The 17,929-nt window shown below is 51.0% G+C and carries 17 protein-coding genes; 11 read left to right on the forward strand and 6 right to left on the reverse strand.

The window, feature by feature from the left end:
- Nucleotides 1-5: 5 nt before the first annotated feature.
- Both mepM and lpxM read left to right on the forward strand, forming a co-directional pair.
- Nucleotides 6-1,328, forward strand: a complete 1,323-nt coding sequence (gene mepM, locus AB4H76_RS10165; RefSeq protein WP_001184045.1) for a murein DD-endopeptidase MepM — start codon at nucleotides 6-8, stop codon at nucleotides 1,326-1,328.
- A gap of 119 nt (nucleotides 1,329-1,447) precedes the next feature.
- Nucleotides 1,448-2,419, forward strand: a complete 972-nt coding sequence (gene lpxM / locus AB4H76_RS10170) for a lauroyl-Kdo(2)-lipid IV(A) myristoyltransferase (RefSeq protein WP_000448381.1) — start codon at nucleotides 1,448-1,450, stop codon at nucleotides 2,417-2,419.
- A gap of 130 nt (nucleotides 2,420-2,549) precedes the next feature.
- Here lpxM and pyk read toward each other — a convergent pair whose 3' ends face one another.
- Complete coding sequence (pyk, locus tag AB4H76_RS10175; protein WP_000091148.1) at nucleotides 2,550-3,992, reverse strand: pyruvate kinase; 1,443 nt, start codon at nucleotides 3,990-3,992, stop codon at nucleotides 2,550-2,552.
- Nucleotides 3,993-4,119: 127 nt separating this feature from the next.
- Entirely contained in the window at nucleotides 4,120-4,989 is an 870-nt protein-coding gene (gene hexR / locus AB4H76_RS10180; protein WP_001056706.1) for a DNA-binding transcriptional regulator HexR, read from the reverse strand.
- 337 nt (nucleotides 4,990-5,326) lie between these two features.
- Between hexR and zwf the strand changes: the two genes are divergently transcribed.
- The 3 genes from zwf to kdgA all read left to right on the forward strand — a co-directional run bounded on the left by zwf (nucleotide 5,327) and on the right by kdgA (nucleotide 9,526).
- On the forward strand, nucleotides 5,327-6,802 hold the full coding sequence (gene zwf / locus AB4H76_RS10185) for a glucose-6-phosphate dehydrogenase (RefSeq protein ID WP_000301727.1): 1,476 nt from the start codon (nucleotides 5,327-5,329) through the stop codon (nucleotides 6,800-6,802).
- A 234-nt stretch (nucleotides 6,803-7,036) separates the two neighbouring features.
- Nucleotides 7,037-8,848, forward strand: coding sequence for a phosphogluconate dehydratase (gene edd / locus AB4H76_RS10190; RefSeq protein WP_001069467.1), 1,812 nt, complete (start codon nucleotides 7,037-7,039; stop codon nucleotides 8,846-8,848).
- 36 nt (nucleotides 8,849-8,884) lie between these two features.
- Entirely contained in the window at nucleotides 8,885-9,526 is a 642-nt protein-coding gene (gene kdgA / locus AB4H76_RS10195) for a bifunctional 4-hydroxy-2-oxoglutarate aldolase/2-dehydro-3-deoxy-phosphogluconate aldolase (RefSeq protein ID WP_000800512.1), read from the forward strand.
- A gap of 55 nt (nucleotides 9,527-9,581) precedes the next feature.
- Here the strand turns inward: kdgA and purT are convergent, their stop codons facing one another.
- Nucleotides 9,582-10,760: a formate-dependent phosphoribosylglycinamide formyltransferase gene (purT, locus tag AB4H76_RS10200; RefSeq protein WP_077491401.1), complete on the reverse strand. Its 1,179-nt coding sequence runs from the start codon at nucleotides 10,758-10,760 to the stop codon at nucleotides 9,582-9,584.
- Between the two features lie 133 nt (nucleotides 10,761-10,893).
- Here purT and yebG point away from each other — a divergent pair, with 133 nt between their 5' ends.
- The 4 genes from yebG (at nucleotide 10,894) to ptrB (ending at nucleotide 14,862) form a co-directional block, all read left to right on the forward strand.
- Complete coding sequence (gene yebG, locus AB4H76_RS10205; RefSeq protein WP_000257738.1) at nucleotides 10,894-11,184, forward strand: DNA damage-inducible protein YebG; 291 nt, start codon at nucleotides 10,894-10,896, stop codon at nucleotides 11,182-11,184.
- Between the two features lie 66 nt (nucleotides 11,185-11,250).
- The gene (gene yebF / locus AB4H76_RS10210; RefSeq protein ID WP_001295500.1) at nucleotides 11,251-11,607 is read left to right on the forward strand and encodes a protein YebF; all 357 of its coding nucleotides are present in this window, start codon (nucleotides 11,251-11,253) and stop codon (nucleotides 11,605-11,607) included.
- Nucleotides 11,608-11,933: 326 nt separating this feature from the next.
- Entirely contained in the window at nucleotides 11,934-12,593 is a 660-nt protein-coding gene (locus tag AB4H76_RS10215) for a tellurite resistance TerB family protein (RefSeq protein WP_000024745.1), read from the forward strand.
- Nucleotides 12,594-12,801: 208 nt separating this feature from the next.
- Nucleotides 12,802-14,862 carry an oligopeptidase B gene (ptrB, locus tag AB4H76_RS10220; RefSeq protein ID WP_000936951.1) on the forward strand — a complete coding sequence of 687 codons (2,061 nt, stop codon included), beginning with the start codon at nucleotides 12,802-12,804 and terminating at the stop codon, nucleotides 14,860-14,862.
- On the opposite strand, the gene exoX is transcribed toward ptrB, so the two are convergent.
- The 3 genes from exoX to holE form a co-directional block, all read right to left on the reverse strand.
- Nucleotides 14,859-15,521, reverse strand: a complete 663-nt coding sequence (gene exoX / locus AB4H76_RS10225) for an exodeoxyribonuclease X (protein ID WP_000944256.1) — start codon at nucleotides 15,519-15,521, stop codon at nucleotides 14,859-14,861. The two genes, ptrB and exoX, sit on opposite strands and share 4 nt — an antisense overlap.
- Nucleotides 15,522-15,544: 23 nt before the next feature.
- Entirely contained in the window at nucleotides 15,545-16,201 is a 657-nt protein-coding gene (gene yobB, locus AB4H76_RS10230; RefSeq protein ID WP_000011658.1) for a carbon-nitrogen hydrolase family protein YobB, read from the reverse strand.
- Nucleotides 16,202-16,302: 101 nt separating this feature from the next.
- Nucleotides 16,303-16,533 carry a DNA polymerase III subunit theta gene (gene holE / locus AB4H76_RS10235; protein WP_000916763.1) on the reverse strand — a complete coding sequence of 77 codons (231 nt, stop codon included), beginning with the start codon at nucleotides 16,531-16,533 and terminating at the stop codon, nucleotides 16,303-16,305.
- Between the two features lie 138 nt (nucleotides 16,534-16,671).
- Between holE and yobA the strand changes: the two genes are divergently transcribed.
- Together yobA and copD are read left to right on the forward strand one after the other, a co-directional pair.
- Nucleotides 16,672-17,046 (forward strand): CopC domain-containing protein YobA, encoded by a 375-nt coding sequence (gene yobA / locus AB4H76_RS10240; protein ID WP_000168747.1) that lies wholly within the window; start codon nucleotides 16,672-16,674, stop codon nucleotides 17,044-17,046.
- A 3-nt stretch (nucleotides 17,047-17,049) separates the two neighbouring features.
- Nucleotides 17,050-17,922: a copper homeostasis membrane protein CopD gene (gene copD, locus AB4H76_RS10245; protein WP_000879295.1), complete on the forward strand. Its 873-nt coding sequence runs from the start codon at nucleotides 17,050-17,052 to the stop codon at nucleotides 17,920-17,922.
- The last annotated feature ends 7 nt before the right edge of the window (nucleotides 17,923-17,929 follow it).

The following is a 17,929-nucleotide window of genomic DNA, read 5'->3' on the forward strand; positions in this document are numbered from 1 at the left end:
ATTACGTGCAACAGATAGCCCGCTCTGTCGCCCTGGCGTTTAATAATTTACCGCGACCACACCGCGTTATGTTGGGGTCGCTCACCGTTCTTACTCTGGCCGTCGCTGTCTGGCGGCCTTATGTTTATCACCGTGATGCCACGCCAATTGTCAAAACCATTGAGCTGGAACAGAACGAAATTCGTTCGCTCTTACCTGAAGCCAGTGAGCCGATTGATCAAGCTGCACAAGAAGATGAAGCCATTCCCCAGGACGAACTGGATGACAAAATCGCCGGTGAAGCGGGCGTGCATGAATATGTTGTTTCCACTGGCGATACGCTAAGCAGCATTCTCAATCAGTATGGTATTGATATGGGTGATATCACCCAACTGGCTGCGGCCGACAAAGAATTGCGTAACCTGAAAATCGGTCAACAACTCTCCTGGACATTAACCGCGGACGGCGAACTGCAGCGCCTCACCTGGGAAGTGTCTCGTCGTGAAACCCGAACCTATGACCGTACTGCCGCTAACGGTTTTAAAATGACCAGCGAAATGCAGCAAGGAGAGTGGGTTAACAATCTGCTGAAAGGTACCGTCGGGGGGAGCTTTGTTGCCAGCGCCAGAAACGCCGGTTTAACCAGCGCCGAAGTGAGCGCAGTGATTAAAGCCATGCAGTGGCAAATGGATTTCCGCAAACTGAAAAAAGGCGATGAATTTGCGGTGTTAATGTCTCGAGAAATGCTTGATGGTAAACGTGAGCAAAGCCAGCTGCTGGGCGTACGTTTGCGTTCAGAAGGTAAAGATTATTACGCTATCCGCGCTGAAGATGGCAAATTCTACGATCGTAACGGTACTGGTCTGGCGAAAGGATTCTTGCGATTCCCGACGGCGAAACAGTTCCGTATCTCGTCTAACTTTAACCCGCGTCGAACTAATCCGGTGACAGGTCGCGTTGCACCACACAGAGGTGTTGATTTCGCCATGCCACAAGGTACGCCAGTGCTTTCAGTGGGTGACGGTGAAGTGGTGGTTGCCAAACGCAGTGGCGCAGCAGGTTATTATGTGGCTATTCGTCATGGTCGCAGCTACACCACGCGTTATATGCACTTGCGCAAGATTCTGGTGAAACCGGGACAGAAGGTGAAACGTGGCGACCGTATCGCGCTTTCCGGTAATACCGGACGTTCAACTGGGCCGCATCTGCACTATGAAGTATGGATAAACCAGCAGGCCGTAAACCCGCTGACGGCAAAACTGCCGCGTACTGAAGGGCTGACCGGCTCCGATCGTCGCGAATTCCTGGCGCAGGCCAAAGAGATTGTGCCGCAGCTACGGTTTGATTAATTAACATCCATTCGCAGCCGGTACGCAGTCAGTACCGGCTTTTTTTATTTGGTGCGGGGCAAGTTGCGCCGCTACACTATCACCAGATTGATTTTTGCCTTATCCGAAACTGGAAAAGCATGGAAACGAAAAAAAATAATAGCGAATACATTCCTGAGTTTGATAAATCCTTTCGCCACCCGCGCTACTGGGGAGCATGGCTGGGTGTAGCAGCGATGGCGGGTATCGCTTTAACGCCGCCAAAGTTCCGTGATCCCATTCTGGCACGGCTGGGACGTTTTGCCGGACGACTGGGAAAAAGCTCACGCCGTCGTGCGTTAATCAATCTGTCGCTCTGCTTTCCAGAACGTAGTGAAGCTGAACGCGAAGCGATTGTTGATGAGATGTTTGCCACCGCGCCGCAAGCGATGGCAATGATGGCTGAGTTGGCAATACGCGGACCGGAGAAAATTCAGCCGCGCGTTGACTGGCAAGGGCTGGAGATCATCGAAGAGATGCGGCGTAATAACGAGAAAGTTATCTTTCTGGTGCCGCACGGTTGGGCCGTCGATATTCCTGCCATGCTGATGGCCTCGCAAGGGCAGAAAATGGCAGCGATGTTCCATAATCAGGGCAACCCGGTTTTTGATTATGTCTGGAACACGGTGCGTCGTCGCTTTGGCGGTCGTCTGCATGCGAGAAATGACGGTATTAAACCATTCATCCAGTCGGTACGTCAGGGGTACTGGGGATATTATTTACCCGATCAGGATCATGGCCCAGAGCACAGCGAATTTGTGGATTTCTTTGCCACCTATAAAGCGACGTTGCCCGCGATTGGTCGTTTGATGAAAGTGTGCCGTGCGCGCGTTGTACCGCTGTTTCCGATTTATGATGGCAAGACGCATCGTCTGACGATTCAGGTGCGCCCACCGATGGATGATCTGTTAGAGGCGGATGATCATACGATTGCGCGGCGGATGAATGAAGAAGTCGAGATTTTTGTTGGTCCGCGACCAGAACAATACACCTGGATACTAAAATTGCTGAAAACTCGCAAACCGGGCGAAATCCAGCCGTATAAGCGCAAAGATCTTTATCCCATCAAATAAAAAAGCCTCTCGCGAGGAGAGGCCTTCGCCTGATGATAAGTTCAAGTTTGCTTCAGAATATTCGAAATCTGTTGAACTATCATTGAACTGTAGGCCGGATGTGGCGTTTTCGCCGCATCCGGCAACGTACTTACTCTACCGTTAAAATACGCGTGGTATTAGTAGAACCCACGGTACTCATCACGTCGCCCTGGGTGACAATCACCAGGTCACCAGACATCAAGTAACCTTTATCGCGCAGCAGATTAACCGCTTCGCTGGCAGCTGCTACGCCGTCATTAGCGCTATCAAAGTGCACCGGCGTAACGCCACGATAGAGAGCAGTCAGGTTCAGCGTACGTTCATGGCGCGACATGGCGAAAATTGGCAGACCAGAGCTGATACGGGAGGTCATCAGCGCGGTACGACCCGATTCGGTCATGGTGATGATCGCCGTAACGCCTTTCAGGTGGTTAGCTGCGTACATTGCTGACATGGCAATAGCTTCTTCCACATTGTCGAACTGAACGTCCAGACGGTGTTTAGAAACGTTGATGCTCGGGATTTTTTCCGCACCCAGGCAAACGCGCGCCATGGCTGCAACGGTTTCTGACGGATACTGCCCAGCGGCAGTTTCTGCAGACAGCATCACAGCGTCAGTACCATCCAGAACGGCGTTTGCTACGTCCATGACTTCTGCACGCGTCGGCATCGGGTTAGTAATCATTGACTCCATCATCTGGGTCGCCGTGATTACCGCTCGGTTTAGCTGACGCGCACGACGGATCAACGCTTTCTGAATGCCGACCAGTTCCGGGTCGCCAATTTCCACACCGAGGTCGCCACGTGCAACCATTACCACGTCAGAGGCGAGGATGATGTCATCCATTGCATCCTGGCTGCAAACGGCTTCCGCACGTTCAACCTTGGCAACAATTTTCGCATCACATCCTGCATCGCGTGCCAGGCGACGGGCATAGTTCAGATCTTCGCCACAGCGTGGGAAGGAGACAGCCAGGTAATCTACGCCAATCAACGCCGCAGTCTTAATGTCTGCTTTGTCTTTTTCGGTCAGCGCTTCAGCCGACAAACCGCCGCCAAGTTTGTTGATACCTTTATTGTTGGAGAGGGGACCACCGACGGTGACTTCGGTGAACACTTTCATGCCCTGAACTTCCAGTACTTTTAACTGGACGCGACCATCGTCCAGCAGCAGGATGTCACCAGGCACGACGTCAGCAGGCAGGCCTTTGTAGTCGATACCGACTTTTTCTTTGTCGCCTTCACCTTTACCCAGGTTGGCGTCGAGCAGGAATTTATCCCCAATATTGAGGAAAACTTTGCCTTCTTTAAAGGTGGATACACGGATTTTGGGCCCCTGGAGGTCACCCAGAATAGCCACATGACGCCCCAGTTTTGCGGCAATCTCACGAACTTTATCCGCGCGCATTTTGTGATCTTCAGGCGAGCCGTGAGAAAAGTTCATACGTACAACGTTGGCACCCGCCGCGATAACTTTTTCAAGATTATTATCGCGATCTGTTGCTGGGCCTAACGTGGTAACGATTTTTGTTCTGCGAAGCCTTCTGGACATGTAATACTCCGTTGACTGAAACAACCAGGTGTTGCTTGAACATGAAATCCGAATGAAATAACGCCGCGATGGCGATAAATTAATCTCATTCGGATGTCGTATAAGATTAGGACAGTGACAGTCGTTTTTAGCGATCGTCACTTAAATTAAGTAACTGCTTATCAAAACGCGATTCCTTCAGCGCTTCCTTGACCCGCTTCAAGTTATCTCTGAATTTTGCACCGCGTCGCAAAGTAAATCCTGTCGCCAGCACATCTATCACGGTCAGCTGTGCAAGTCGAGAAACCATGGGCATATAAATGTCAGTATCTTCCGGTACGTCGAGGGTAATTGCCAGCGTTGCTTCCCGGGCGAGCGGGGTACCCGCAGAGGTGAGGGCAATCACCATTGCGTCGTTTTCGCGAGCCAGCTGCGCCAGCTCGACCAGATTTTTTGTTCTTCCAGTGTGAGAAATCAGCACCACCACGTCTCCGTCGCTACAATTCATACAACTCATGCGTTGCAGCACAATATCATCGGAGTACACCACCGGAACATTAAAACGAAAGAACTTATTCATCGCATCGTGGGCAACGGCGGCTGAAGAGCCTAATCCGAAAAAGGCGATTTTTTTTGCCTGAGTGAGCAAGTCGACGGCGCGGTTGATGGCAGATTTATCCAGTGAATGACGGACATGATCGAGCGTTGCCATTGCGGACTCAAATATTTTCCCTGTGTATGATTCAACGCTGTCATCTTCATTGACATTGCGATTAACATAGGGAGTGCCATTCGCCAGACTCTGTGCCAGATGAAGTTTAAAATCAGGAAAACCGCGCGTGTCCATGCTGCGACAGAAACGATTCACCGTCGGTTCGCTAACATTGGCTTCCAGTGCCATAGCAGCAATACTCGAATGGATCGCGTTATCGGGCGAAGCCAGAATGACCTCGGCAACTTTGCGCTCTGATTTGCTCAAATGTTCCAGCTGAGACTGGATTTTTTCCAGCATATTCATGATGTAAAGAGACTCACGGGTAATGACGATTTCCGCACTGAAAGAAATCGAAATGCAGTTTTGTCAGATATTACGCCTGTGTGCCGTGTTAATGACAAAAGCAGATAAAAAAGTTGTTATTTTTTTTCATAACATGATCAGTGTCAGATTTTTACCCAATGGAAAACGATGATTTTTTTATCAGTTTTGCCGCACTTTGCGCGCTTTTCCCGTAATCGCACGGGTGGATAAGCGTTTACAGTTTTCGCAAGCTCGTAAAAGCAGTACAGTGCACCGTAAGAAAATTACAAGTATACCCTGGCTTAAGTACCGGGTTAGTTAACTTAAGGAGAATGACATGGCGGTAACGCAAACAGCCCAGGCCTGTGACCTGGTCATTTTCGGCGCGAAAGGCGACCTTGCGCGTCGTAAATTGCTGCCTTCCCTGTATCAACTGGAAAAAGCCGGTCAGCTCAACCCGGACACCCGGATTATCGGCGTAGGGCGTGCTGACTGGGATAAAGCGGCATATACCAAAGTTGTCCGCGAGGCGCTCGAAACTTTCATGAAAGAAACCATTGATGAAGGTTTATGGGACACCCTGAGTGCACGTCTGGATTTTTGTAATCTCGATGTCAATGACACTGCTGCATTCAGCCGTCTCGGCGCGATGCTGGATCAAAAAAATCGTATCACCATTAACTACTTTGCCATGCCGCCCAGCACTTTTGGCGCAATTTGCAAAGGGCTTGGCGAGGCAAAACTGAATGCTAAACCGGCACGCGTAGTCATGGAGAAACCGCTGGGGACGTCGCTGGCGACCTCGCAGGAAATCAATGATCAGGTTGGCGAATACTTCGAGGAGTGCCAGGTTTACCGTATCGACCACTATCTTGGTAAAGAAACGGTGCTGAACCTGTTGGCGCTGCGTTTTGCTAACTCCCTGTTTGTGAATAACTGGGACAATCGCACCATTGATCATGTTGAGATTACCGTGGCAGAAGAAGTGGGGATCGAAGGGCGCTGGGGCTATTTTGATAAAGCCGGTCAGATGCGTGACATGATTCAGAACCACCTGCTACAAATTCTCTGCATGATTGCGATGTCTCCGCCATCTGACCTGAGCGCAGACAGCATCCGCGATGAAAAAGTGAAAGTACTGAAGTCCCTGCGCCGCATCGACCGCTCCAACGTACGCGAAAAAACCGTACGCGGGCAATATACTGCGGGCTTCGCCCAGGGCAAAAAAGTGCCGGGATATCTGGAAGAAGAGGGCGCGAACAAGAGCAGCAATACAGAAACCTTCGTGGCGATCCGCGTCGACATTGATAACTGGCGCTGGGCCGGTGTGCCATTCTACCTGCGTACTGGTAAACGTCTGCCGACCAAATGTTCTGAAGTCGTGGTCTATTTCAAAACACCTGAACTGAATCTGTTTAAAGAGTCGTGGCAGGATCTGCCGCAGAATAAACTGACTATCCGTCTGCAACCTGATGAAGGCGTGGATATCCAGGTACTGAATAAAGTTCCTGGCCTTGACCACAAACATAACCTGCAAATCACCAAGCTGGATCTGAGCTATTCAGAAACCTTTAATCAGACGCATCTGGCGGATGCCTATGAACGTCTGCTGCTGGAAACCATGCGTGGTATTCAGGCACTGTTTGTACGTCGTGATGAAGTGGAAGAAGCCTGGAAATGGGTAGACTCCATTACTGAGGCGTGGGCGATGGACAATGATGCGCCGAAACCGTATCAGGCCGGAACCTGGGGACCCGTTGCCTCGGTGGCGATGATTACCCGTGATGGTCGTTCCTGGAATGAGTTTGAGTAATATCTGCGCTTATCCTTTATGGTTATTTTACCGGTAACATGATCTTGCGCAGATTGTAGAACAATTTTTACACTTTCAGGCCTCGTGCGGATTCACCCACGAGGCTTTTTTTATTACACTGACTGAAACGTTTTTGCCCTATGAGCTCCGGTTACAGGCGTTTCAGTCATAAATCCTCTGAATGAAACGCGTTGTGAATCATCCTGCTCTGACAACTCAATTTCAGGAGCCTTTATGAATCCACAATTGTTACGCGTAACAAATCGAATCATTGAACGTTCGCGCGAGACTCGCTCTGCTTATCTCGCCCGGATAGAACAAGCGAAAACGTCGACCGTTCATCGTTCGCAGTTGGCATGCGGTAACCTGGCACACGGTTTCGCTGCCTGCCAGCCAGAAGACAAAGCCTCTTTGAAAAGCATGTTGCGTAACAATATCGCCATCATCACCTCCTATAACGACATGCTCTCCGCTCACCAGCCTTATGAACACTATCCAGAAATCATTCGTAAAGCCCTGCATGAAGCGAATGCGGTTGGTCAGGTTGCGGGCGGTGTTCCGGCGATGTGTGATGGTGTCACCCAGGGGCAGGATGGAATGGAATTGTCGCTGCTAAGCCGCGAAGTGATAGCGATGTCTGCGGCGGTCGGGCTGTCCCATAACATGTTTGATGGTGCTCTGTTCCTCGGTGTGTGCGACAAGATTGTCCCGGGTCTGACGATGGCAGCCCTGTCGTTTGGTCATTTGCCTGCGGTGTTTGTGCCGTCTGGACCGATGGCAAGCGGTTTGCCAAATAAAGAAAAAGTGCGTATTCGTCAGCTTTATGCCGAAGGTAAAGTGGACCGCATGGCCTTACTGGAGTCAGAAGCCGCGTCTTACCATGCGCCGGGAACATGTACTTTCTACGGTACTGCCAACACCAACCAGATGGTGGTGGAGTTTATGGGGATGCAGTTGCCAGGCTCTTCTTTTGTTCATCCGGATTCTCCGCTGCGCGATGCTTTGACCGCTGCCGCTGCGCGTCAGGTTACACGCATGACCGGTAATGGTAATGAATGGATGCCGATCGGTAAGATGATCGATGAGAAAGTGGTGGTGAACGGTATCGTTGCACTGCTGGCGACCGGTGGTTCCACTAACCACACCATGCACCTGGTGGCGATGGCGCGCGCGGCCGGTATTCAGATTAACTGGGATGACTTCTCTGACCTTTCTGATGTTGTACCGCTGATGGCACGTCTCTACCCGAACGGTCCGGCCGATATTAACCACTTCCAGGCGGCAGGTGGCGTACCGGTTCTGGTGCGTGAACTGCTCAAAGCAGGCCTGCTGCATGAAGATGTCAATACGGTGGCAGGCTTTGGTCTGTCTCGTTATACCCTTGAACCATGGCTGAATAATGGTGAACTGGACTGGCGGGAAGGGGCGGAAAAATCACTCGACAGCAATGTGATCGCTTCCTTCGAACAACCTTTCTCTCATCATGGTGGGACAAAAGTGTTAAGCGGTAACCTGGGCCGTGCGGTTATGAAAACCTCTGCCGTGCCGGTTGAGAACCAGGTGATTGAAGCGCCAGCGGTTGTTTTTGAAAGCCAGCATGACGTTATGCCGGCCTTTGAAGCGGGTTTGCTGGACCGCGATTGTGTCGTTGTTGTCCGTCATCAGGGGCCAAAAGCGAACGGAATGCCAGAATTACATAAACTCATGCCGCCACTTGGTGTATTATTGGACCGGTGTTTCAAAATTGCGTTAGTTACCGATGGACGACTCTCCGGCGCTTCAGGTAAAGTGCCGTCAGCTATCCACGTAACACCAGAAGCCTACGATGGCGGGCTGCTGGCAAAAGTGCGCGACGGGGACATCATTCGTGTGAATGGACAGACAGGCGAACTGACGCTGCTGGTAGACGAAGCGGAACTGGCTGCTCGCGAACCGCACATTCCTGACCTGAGCGCGTCACGCGTGGGAACAGGACGTGAATTATTCAGCGCCTTGCGTGAAAAACTGTCCGGTGCCGAACAGGGCGCAACCTGTATCACTTTTTAAGACGACAAATTTGTAATCAGGCGAGAGAAAACTCTGATGAAAAACTGGAAAACAAGTGCAGAATCAATCCTGACCACCGGCCCGGTTGTACCGGTTATCGTGGTAAAAAAACTGGAACACGCGGTGCCGATGGCAAAAGCGTTGGTTGCTGGTGGGGTGCGCGTTCTGGAAGTGACTCTGCGTACCGAGTGTGCAGTTGACGCTATCCGTGCTATCGCCAAAGAAGTGCCTGAAGCGATTGTGGGGGCCGGTACGGTGCTGAATCCACAGCAGCTGGCAGAAGTCACCGAAGCGGGTGCACAGTTCGCAATTAGCCCGGGTCTGACCGAGCCGCTGCTGAAAGCTGCTACCGAAGGGACTATTCCTCTGATTCCGGGGATCAGCACTGTTTCCGAACTGATGCTGGGTATGGACTACGGTTTGAAAGAGTTCAAATTCTTCCCGGCTGAAGCTAACGGCGGCGTGAAAGCCCTGCAGGCGATCGCGGGTCCGTTCTCCCAGGTCCGTTTCTGCCCGACAGGTGGTATTTCTCCGGCTAACTACCGTGACTACCTGGCGCTGAAAAGCGTGCTGTGCATCGGTGGTTCCTGGCTGGTTCCGGCAGATGCGCTGGAAGCGGGCGATTACGACCGCATTACTAAGCTGGCGCGTGAAGCTGTAGAAGGCGCTAAGCTGTAAAAGTCAAAATGCCCGATCGCGTATCGGGCATTTTTGTAGCGTTTTTTTGCCGGGTTTAACCCTGTACTTTTACCTGTCCGGCGGCGTGCTTCGCGCGCTCAATCGCTTCATCAACACTCTCAGCGGTCGCCAGCGCAACACCCAGACGACGGCTGCCATCAATTCCCGGCTTACCAAATAAACGAATCTGCAAACCTGCGCCTACGGCATTCTGCACATTATCAAACGTGACATTCTCACTGGTCAGTTGTGGCAGGATTACGGCAGAAGCTGCAGGACCATACTGGCGGATCCCGCCAACCGGAAGTCCGAGGAAGGCACGTACATGCAGGGCAAACTCCGAGAGATCCTGAGAAATTAGCGTCACCATCCCGGTGTCATGCGGGCGAGGGGAGACTTCACTGAAAATCACCTCATCGCCACAGACAAACAACTCGACACCAAACAACCCATAACCGCCCAGCGCCAGCACCACTTTACGGGCAATCTCCTGCGCACGTTCAAGGGCAAGCGGGCTCATTTGCTGTGGTTGCCAGGATTCACGGTAGTCGCCATCTTCCTGGCGATGACCTACCGGTGCACAGAAATGGACGCCATCCACCGCGCTGACGGTTAGCAAGGTAATTTCGAAGTCAAACTTAACGACGCCTTCAACAATTACGCGGCCCGCTCCGGCGCGACCGCCTTGCTGAGCGTACTCCCATGCCTGAGCAAGTTGCTCTTCAGAACGAATAAACGTCTGCCCCTTGCCGGAAGAGCTCATCACCGGTTTTACAATGCAGGGATAGCCAATGGCGGCAACCGCCTCGCGGAAAAGGCTTTCGCTATCGGCAAAACGATAAGTGGAAGTGGGCAGCTGCAGCTCTTCTGCCGCCAGGCGACGGATACCCTCGCGATTCATCGTTAATTTCGTTGCGCGAGCGCAGGGGACAACATTCAGTCCTTCCTCTTCAAGTTGGATCAGCATATCGGTGGCAATAGCTTCGATCTCCGGCACGATATAATGTGGTTTTTCCAGTTCAACCATACGGCGTAATGCATCACCATCAAGCATATTAATGATATGGGAGCGATGCGCGACATGCATGGCTGGTGCGTCGGCATAGCGATCGACGGCAATCACCTCTACGCCGAGACGCTGACACTCGATTGCCACTTCTTTACCCAGTTCACCGGAGCCTAATAACATCACGCGAGTTGCTGCCGGACGCAGCGCAGTGCCTAATAACGTCATAACGAATATCCCCTGATTAATTCCGCGCGCAGTATAAACGAAAACGTTTGCGCGTGTCTTTATTGCTGATGTTGATTTCTCAACCGAAAAGAAATATACTGTATAAAATCACAGTTATTATGAGAGGCTGCAAATGGCGGTTGAAGTTAAATACGTAGTCATTCGTGAGGGCGAAGAGAAAATGTCGTTTACCAGCAAAAAGGAAGCCGATGCTTATGATAAAATGCTTGATACGGCGGATCTGCTTGACACCTGGCTGACAAATTCTCCAGTGCAAATGGAAGACGAGCAACGTGAAGCCCTTTCGCTATGGCTGGCAGAACAAAAAGATGTGCTGAGCACCATTCTGAAAACCGGCAAATTACCGTCCCCACAGGTCGTCGGTGCTGAATCCGAAGAGGAAGATGCCTCACACGCGGCCTGAAGCAACTTGCGCTCCTGACAATTTGTACCATGCTTTCTCCTGAATCATTGTGCTATGGAGAAAAACATGAAAAAAAGAGGGGCGTTTTTAGGGCTGTTGTTGGTTTCTGCCTGCGCATCAGTTTTCGCTGCCAATAATGAAACCAGCAAGTCGGTCACTTTCCCAAAGTGTGAAGGTCTGGATGCTGCCGGAATTGCCGCGAGCGTAAAACGTGATTATCAACAAAATCGCGTGGCGCGCTGGGCAGATGATCAAAAAATTGTCGGTCAGGCCGATCCCGTGGCTTGGGTCAGTTTGCAGGACATTCAGGGTAAAGATGATAAATGGTCAGTACCGCTAACCGTGCGTGGTAAAAGTGCCGATATTCATTACCAGGTCAGCGTGGACTGCAAAGCGGGAATGGCGGAATATCAGCGGCGTTAATGGCTTCTGATAATTCGATTGACCGTTGGCGGATGCGGCGCGAGTGCCTTGTCCGCCCCAGAACGCACCACAATCGTAGGCCTGAGAAGACGCAACAGCGTCGCATCGGGCAATCAGCATCAAACAATGCCACTCAAAACGACAAACTACTTTCACCTAAAATACCCTTATCACCTGATATACAGTAAATACCTTACCTGGCGCGAATTTCTTTGAATAACGGCCTACCGCCCCGCTTATTTGCGCATCTTTTGTCTCGATATACATTTTCTGACATCCTCATCCGCTATGCTACAGGCACTAAAAATGGTTATTGAGGAGCAAATATGGCTAACTGGTTAAATCAACTGCAATCCCTGCTTGGGCAAAGCAGTTCTTCTACCTCCTCGTCTGCGGATCAGGGATTGGGCAAACTGTTAGTGCCAGGCGCATTAGGCGGACTGGCTGGGCTGCTGGTCGCAAATAAATCAGCACGTAAACTTCTTACGAAATATGGCACCAACGCGTTACTGGTTGGCGGCGGAGCGGTAGCGGGTACGGTGCTGTGGAATAAATACAAAGATAAAATTCGCGCGGCGCATCAGGACGAACCGCAGTTTGGCGCGCAAAGTACGCCGCTGGATGAGCGTACAGAACGTTTGATCCTTGCGCTGGTCTTTGCCGCTAAAAGTGATGGTCATATTGATGCCAAAGAACGTGCGGCAATCGACCAGCAATTGCGTGAAGCCGGCGTGGAAGAGCAGGGGCGTGTACTCATTGAGCAGGCAATCGAACAACCGCTGGATCCACAACGCCTGGCTACCGGGGTCCGCAATGAAGAAGAGGCGCTGGAAATCTATTTCCTGAGTTGCGCGGCTATTGATATTGACCATTTTATGGAACGCAGTTACCTGAATGCACTGGGTGACGCGCTGAAAATCCCCCAGGATGTTCGTGACGGCATTGAACGCGATCTCGAACAGCAAAAACGCACTTTGGCGGAATAATTCCGCTCTCTGGATAGCCTGAAGTTGACTATTTCGGGCTATCCAGAATCGCACAGCCATTTGAACAGGCTGATTTTCTCTGTCTGCATAACATTCGATATCCGCGCCATTACCTGTCATCATCTAAGCAATGACTCCCCTGTTTCGCTTGCATCCCCGGTGAGTTTTGCCACCCTTATAAGATGTTTCAACCAGAAAGAACAATAACATGCTACCAAAAGCCGCCCGCATTCCCCACGCCATGACGCTTCATGGCGATACGCGAATCGATAATTACTACTGGCTGCGGGACGATACGCGTTCTCAGCCGGAAGTTCTGGACTACCTGCAACAAGAAAATAGTTACGGTCATCGGGTGATGGCCTCACAACAAGCCTTGCAGGATCGCATCTTAAAGGAAATCATCGACCGCATTCCGCAACGAGAAGTTTCTGCGCCCTACATCAAAAATGGCTACCGCTATCGGCATATTTATGAACCAGGCTGTGAATATGCTATCTACCAGCGTCAATCGGCATTCAGTGAAGAGTGGGATGAGTGGGAAACATTGCTCGATGCCAATAAGCGCGCAGCTCATAGTGAGTTTTATTCGATGGGCGGAATGGCGATTACGCCCGATAACACCATTATGGCGCTGGCAGAAGATTTTCTTTCCCGACGCCAGTACGGCATTCGTTTTCGTAATCTGGAAACTGGTAACTGGTACCCGGAACTGCTGGATAACGTTGAACCCAGCTTTGTCTGGGCAAATGACTCCTGGACTTTCTACTATGTTCGCAAGCATCCGGTGACGCTGCTGCCTTATCAGGTCTGGCGTCACGCCATCGGTACGCCAGCATCGCAAGATAAACTGATTTACGAAGAAAAAGACGATACCTATTACGTCAGCCTGCATAAAACGACCTCGAAGCACTATGTAGTTATTCATTTGGCCAGCGCCACCACCAGTGAAGTTCGCCTGCTGGACGCGGAAATGGCCGATGCCGAGCCGTTTGTTTTTCTGCCGCGCCGCAAAGATCACGAATACAGCCTTGATCACTACCAGCATCGTTTTTATCTGCGTTCCAACCGCCACGGCAAAAACTTTGGCTTATACCGTACCCGTATGCGTGATGAGCAACAGTGGGAAGAGTTAATTCCGCCACGCGAAAACATCATGCTGGAAGGGTTTACGCTGTTTACCGACTGGCTGGTGGTTGAAGAGCGTCAGCGCGGGTTAACCAGTTTGCGCCAAATTAACCGCAAGACCCGGGAAGTCATTGGTATTGCCTTTGATGATCCAGCCTATGTGACCTGGATTGCCTACAATCCAGAACCTGAAACCGCGCGATTGCGTTATGGTTATTCTTCCATGACCACACCAGACACTTTGTTTGAACTGGATATGGATACCGGTGAGCGTCGTGTATTAAAACAAACAGAAGTGCCCGGTTTTGATGCGGCGAATTACCGCAGTGAACACCTGTGGATAGTCGCCCGTGATGGCGTCGAAGTTCCGGTTTCGTTGGTCTACCATCGCAAACATTTTCGCAAAGGACACAACCCGTTGCTGGTGTATGGCTATGGTTCTTACGGCGCAAGTATTGATGCCGATTTCAGTTTTAGCCGCTTGAGTTTATTAGATCGTGGCTTTGTCTACGCCATTGTCCATGTTCGCGGCGGTGGTGAGCTGGGGCAACAATGGTACGAAGACGGAAAATTTCTGAAGAAGAAAAATACGTTTAATGATTATCTTGATGCCTGCGATGCATTGTTAAAACTGGGCTATGGCTCTCCTTCGCTTTGTTATGCGATGGGCGGGAGTGCGGGGGGCATGTTGATGGGCGTTGCAATTAATCAACGCCCGGAATTATTCCACGGCGTTATCGCCCAGGTACCGTTTGTTGATGTTGTAACAACAATGCTTGATGAATCAATTCCTCTTACCACTGGTGAGTTTGAAGAGTGGGGGAATCCGCAGGATCCGCAATATTACGAGTATATGAAAAGCTACAGCCCATATGACAACGTCACCGCACAGGCTTATCCGCATTTACTGGTAACGACCGGTTTGCACGATTCTCAGGTGCAATATTGGGAACCGGCAAAATGGGTCGCTAAATTGCGCGAGCTGAAAACCGATGACCATCTTTTATTGCTCTGTACCGACATGGACTCAGGCCATGGCGGTAAATCTGGTCGCTTTAAATCGTACGAAGGCGTAGCGATGGAATATGCTTTTCTGGTCGCGCTGGCGCAGGGAACATTACCCGCTACGCCTGCGGATTAAGTATTTTCCAGATAATGTTTCAGTGTTAAACGCAGCTCCGGGCTCATGCTGTCCAGGTTATTAAATAACCAGCGCAGATAGCCCGGATCGCGTTCGGCAACGTCGGAAACCGCTTTGCCACGGTATTTGCCAAAGGTGAAGGTCGTCATCAACGACGGACGTCCGGTGATATCGGCCATCTGTTCTGCCGTCCAGCCGGAGGTGTTCATAATATCGATAAGCAACGCGGCGGTGATATAACAGTCATACAACGCGCGGTGATGATGCAGGCCCGGCGGCGTCTGTACATTGAGCTTCCGTGTTTTATATAACGCCATATTGCTGTACTTGATCCCTGGCCACAAACGACGGGCCAGTTTCATAGTGCAAATCCACTCACCGGGCATCTCAGGCAGTACGCGGCGGTCAAAGCTGGCGTTATGCGCGACATACCATTCACTACCGTAATAGTGTGGGATCACATCTTCAATCCACGGTTTATCGGCGACCATGGCTTCGGTGATGCGATGAATCGCCATCGCTTGTGGACTAATAGGACGATCGGGGCGCACCAGGTGGCTCATGGGGTTGACGATTTTTCCGTCAATGACATCAACAGAGGCAATCTCAACGATCCCTCCCTGCAAACCGCAGGTTTCTGTATCGATAATGCGCAACATGGCATGCTCCAGGCCGAAAAAGCCTAGCGTAATGGAATGATATCGCCTTGCCAACCCTGTGATGAACGCTGACCGACTAACAATAATGAACCACGATCGGCGCGAACGATGAGACGACCATATTCATCCCATAGTGCACTGTTACCACGGGCATTTGCCATCAGCACGGCAATCGAGTACTGATGTGAAAAAAATTGTAAGCGACGGGCCGACGCCAGCAGGTCGGGTTCTCCCAGACATTGCCCTGTCGTAAACAGTGAACAGGTCGGGTCCATATCCATACCTTGCGGTTGTTCATCGACCACCGTGATGGTTCTGGAACGACGGCCCAGACATGCACCATGACTCTGATGGTAGATCCCAGGCGTTTTTCGCCACGGTGCGAACACCGCAATTCCACGAATAAAGCGATCGTTATATTCAACGGGAAGGCCGGCAATGATGGTCATTCGCCAGGTCGTTGCGGCATAACAAAGCGGGTCTAACAGTGAGAGATCGGGTGGGGCAGGAAGGGCACGTCGCGAATAATCACACCCCAGTAAAGAAAGCGATGGAAAAACTAACAGCTGACATTGTTGCCTGGCGGCGGCCCTCACAAACTCCAGATGATGAGCTACCTGTTCGGTGAGTGAGGTTTTACGAGGCTCATATTGCGCTGCTGCAACTTTCCAGAACGACATAATGACTTCCTTTTCAAAATGACTGCAAATTATGGGTGCGGTTTAGAAAATACTCATAATTTAGCAGGCGTTATGTAAGAAAGTGTAACCCTGTATAAGTTTTATTTAAGTTTGGGCTCGTAAGGTAAACGTGACAGATTGACCGAAGCCAAACGGTGGGCAATAAGCCGCTCGCGGAACCAGCTGCGCAAATGTTCAGGCTGTTCACGTTCAACCGCTTCAGCGATCACCGGCATATTGTAGCGTTCTTTAAATGCCACCCCGGCCGCCGCCAAATCGACATTCACTTTATCCATTTCTGTTTGATCCAGTTTAGCCAGATTCTTCAGCATTCTTAATCTCCTCATCATTCGCGGGCAAAAGTTACTAAGAGTGAGCCAGGATGGCAAGCCGGAATTGATGATCCTCGACTCAGACATTAGACAAGGTTATGCTCTGTAAAAAAGTTATTACAAAAAGGAATAGATAATATGGCTTCAACTGCACGCTCCCTTCGCTACGCGCTGGCAATCCTGACCACTTCGTTGGTGACACCTTCCGTCTGGGCACATGCGCATTTAACGCATCAGTATCCTGCGGCAAACGCGCAAGTGACAGCTGCACCGCAGGCAATCACTTTAAACTTCTCGGAAGGTGTGGAAACAGGATTCAGTGGTGCAAAAATCACGGGGCCAAAAAACGAAAATATTAAAACATTACCGGCGAAGCGAAATGAGCAGGACCAAAAGCAACTGATTGTTCCACTGGCCGATTCGCTGAAACCCGGAACCTACACCGTTGACTGGCATGTTGTTTCGGTGGACGGGCATAAAACGAAAGGACACTACACCTTTAGCGTGAAATAAATCATGCTGGCGTTTACCTGGATCGCGCTGCGATTTATCCATTTCACCTCGCTGATGCTGGTTTTTGGCTTCGCAATGTACGGTGCCTGGCTGGCCCCCTTAACGATTCGTCGTTTGCTGGCGAAGCGTTTTCTGCGTTTACAACAGCACGCTGCCGTCTGGAGTTTGATCAGTGCCACTGCAATGCTCGCCGTTCAGGGCGGGTTGATGGGAACGGGATGGACAGATGTATTTTCGCCAAACATTTGGCAGGCTGTTTTACAAACGCAGTTTGGTGGCGTCTGGTTATGGCAAATTGTTCTCGCCCTCGTAACGTTGATCGTCGCCCTTATGCAACCGCGGAATATGCCACGTTTGCTGTTTATGCTCACTACCGCGCAATTTTTTCTGCTGGCGGGAGTGGGGCATGCGACGCTGAATGAAGGGGTAACGGAGAAAATCCATCAGACTAATCACGCGATTCACCTGATTTGTGCGGCGGCGTGGTTTGGGGGATTACTGCCGGTGCTCTGGTGTATGCAACTCATCAAAGGCCGTTGGCGACACCAGACTATTCAGGCGCTGATGCGTTTTTCCTGGTGCGGGCATTTTGCGGTGATCGGCGTACTGGCAAGCGGCGTGCTTAATGCATTGTTGATTACCGGATTTCCCCCCACGCTTACGACTTACTGGGGCCAACTCTTATTGCTCAAAGCCATCCTGGTGATGATTATGGTGGTCATTGCGCTGGCTAATCGTTATGTTCTTGTACCGCGCATGAGGCAGGATGAAGATCGTGCGGCACCCTGGTTTGTGTGGATGACTAAACTCGAATGGGCGATAGGTGCGGTAGTGCTGGTGATCATCAGCCTGCTTGCGACTCTCGAACCTTTTTGATGGATTA

Origin of the sequence: Escherichia sp. UTM R2, from assembly GCF_048593455.1 — a bacterium.
GTDB lineage: Bacteria > Pseudomonadota > Gammaproteobacteria > Enterobacterales > Enterobacteriaceae > Escherichia > Escherichia coli.

Coding starts and splice junctions, on each gene's coding strand:
- kdgA (WP_000800512.1), top strand. CDS start 8,885: ATGAAAAACTGGAAAACAAGTGCAGAATCAATCCTGACCACCGGCCCG.
- lpxM (WP_000448381.1), top strand. CDS start 1,448: ATGGAAACGAAAAAAAATAATAGCGAATACATTCCTGAGTTTGATAAA.
- pyk (WP_000091148.1), bottom strand. CDS start 3,992: ATGTCCAGAAGGCTTCGCAGAACAAAAATCGTTACCACGTTAGGCCCA.
- edd (WP_001069467.1), top strand. CDS start 7,037: ATGAATCCACAATTGTTACGCGTAACAAATCGAATCATTGAACGTTCG.
- yobA (WP_000168747.1), top strand. CDS start 16,672: ATGGCTTCAACTGCACGCTCCCTTCGCTACGCGCTGGCAATCCTGACC.
- AB4H76_RS10215 (WP_000024745.1), top strand. CDS start 11,934: ATGGCTAACTGGTTAAATCAACTGCAATCCCTGCTTGGGCAAAGCAGT.
- purT (WP_077491401.1), bottom strand. CDS start 10,760: ATGACGTTATTAGGCACTGCGCTGCGTCCGGCAGCAACTCGCGTGATG.
- copD (WP_000879295.1), top strand. CDS start 17,050: ATGCTGGCGTTTACCTGGATCGCGCTGCGATTTATCCATTTCACCTCG.
- zwf (WP_000301727.1), top strand. CDS start 5,327: ATGGCGGTAACGCAAACAGCCCAGGCCTGTGACCTGGTCATTTTCGGC.
- yebG (WP_000257738.1), top strand. CDS start 10,894: ATGGCGGTTGAAGTTAAATACGTAGTCATTCGTGAGGGCGAAGAGAAA.
- hexR (WP_001056706.1), bottom strand. CDS start 4,989: ATGAATATGCTGGAAAAAATCCAGTCTCAGCTGGAACATTTGAGCAAA.
- yobB (WP_000011658.1), bottom strand. CDS start 16,201: ATGTCGTTCTGGAAAGTTGCAGCAGCGCAATATGAGCCTCGTAAAACC.
- exoX (WP_000944256.1), bottom strand. CDS start 15,521: ATGTTGCGCATTATCGATACAGAAACCTGCGGTTTGCAGGGAGGGATC.
- ptrB (WP_000936951.1), top strand. CDS start 12,802: ATGCTACCAAAAGCCGCCCGCATTCCCCACGCCATGACGCTTCATGGC.
- yebF (WP_001295500.1), top strand. CDS start 11,251: ATGAAAAAAAGAGGGGCGTTTTTAGGGCTGTTGTTGGTTTCTGCCTGC.
- holE (WP_000916763.1), bottom strand. CDS start 16,533: ATGCTGAAGAATCTGGCTAAACTGGATCAAACAGAAATGGATAAAGTG.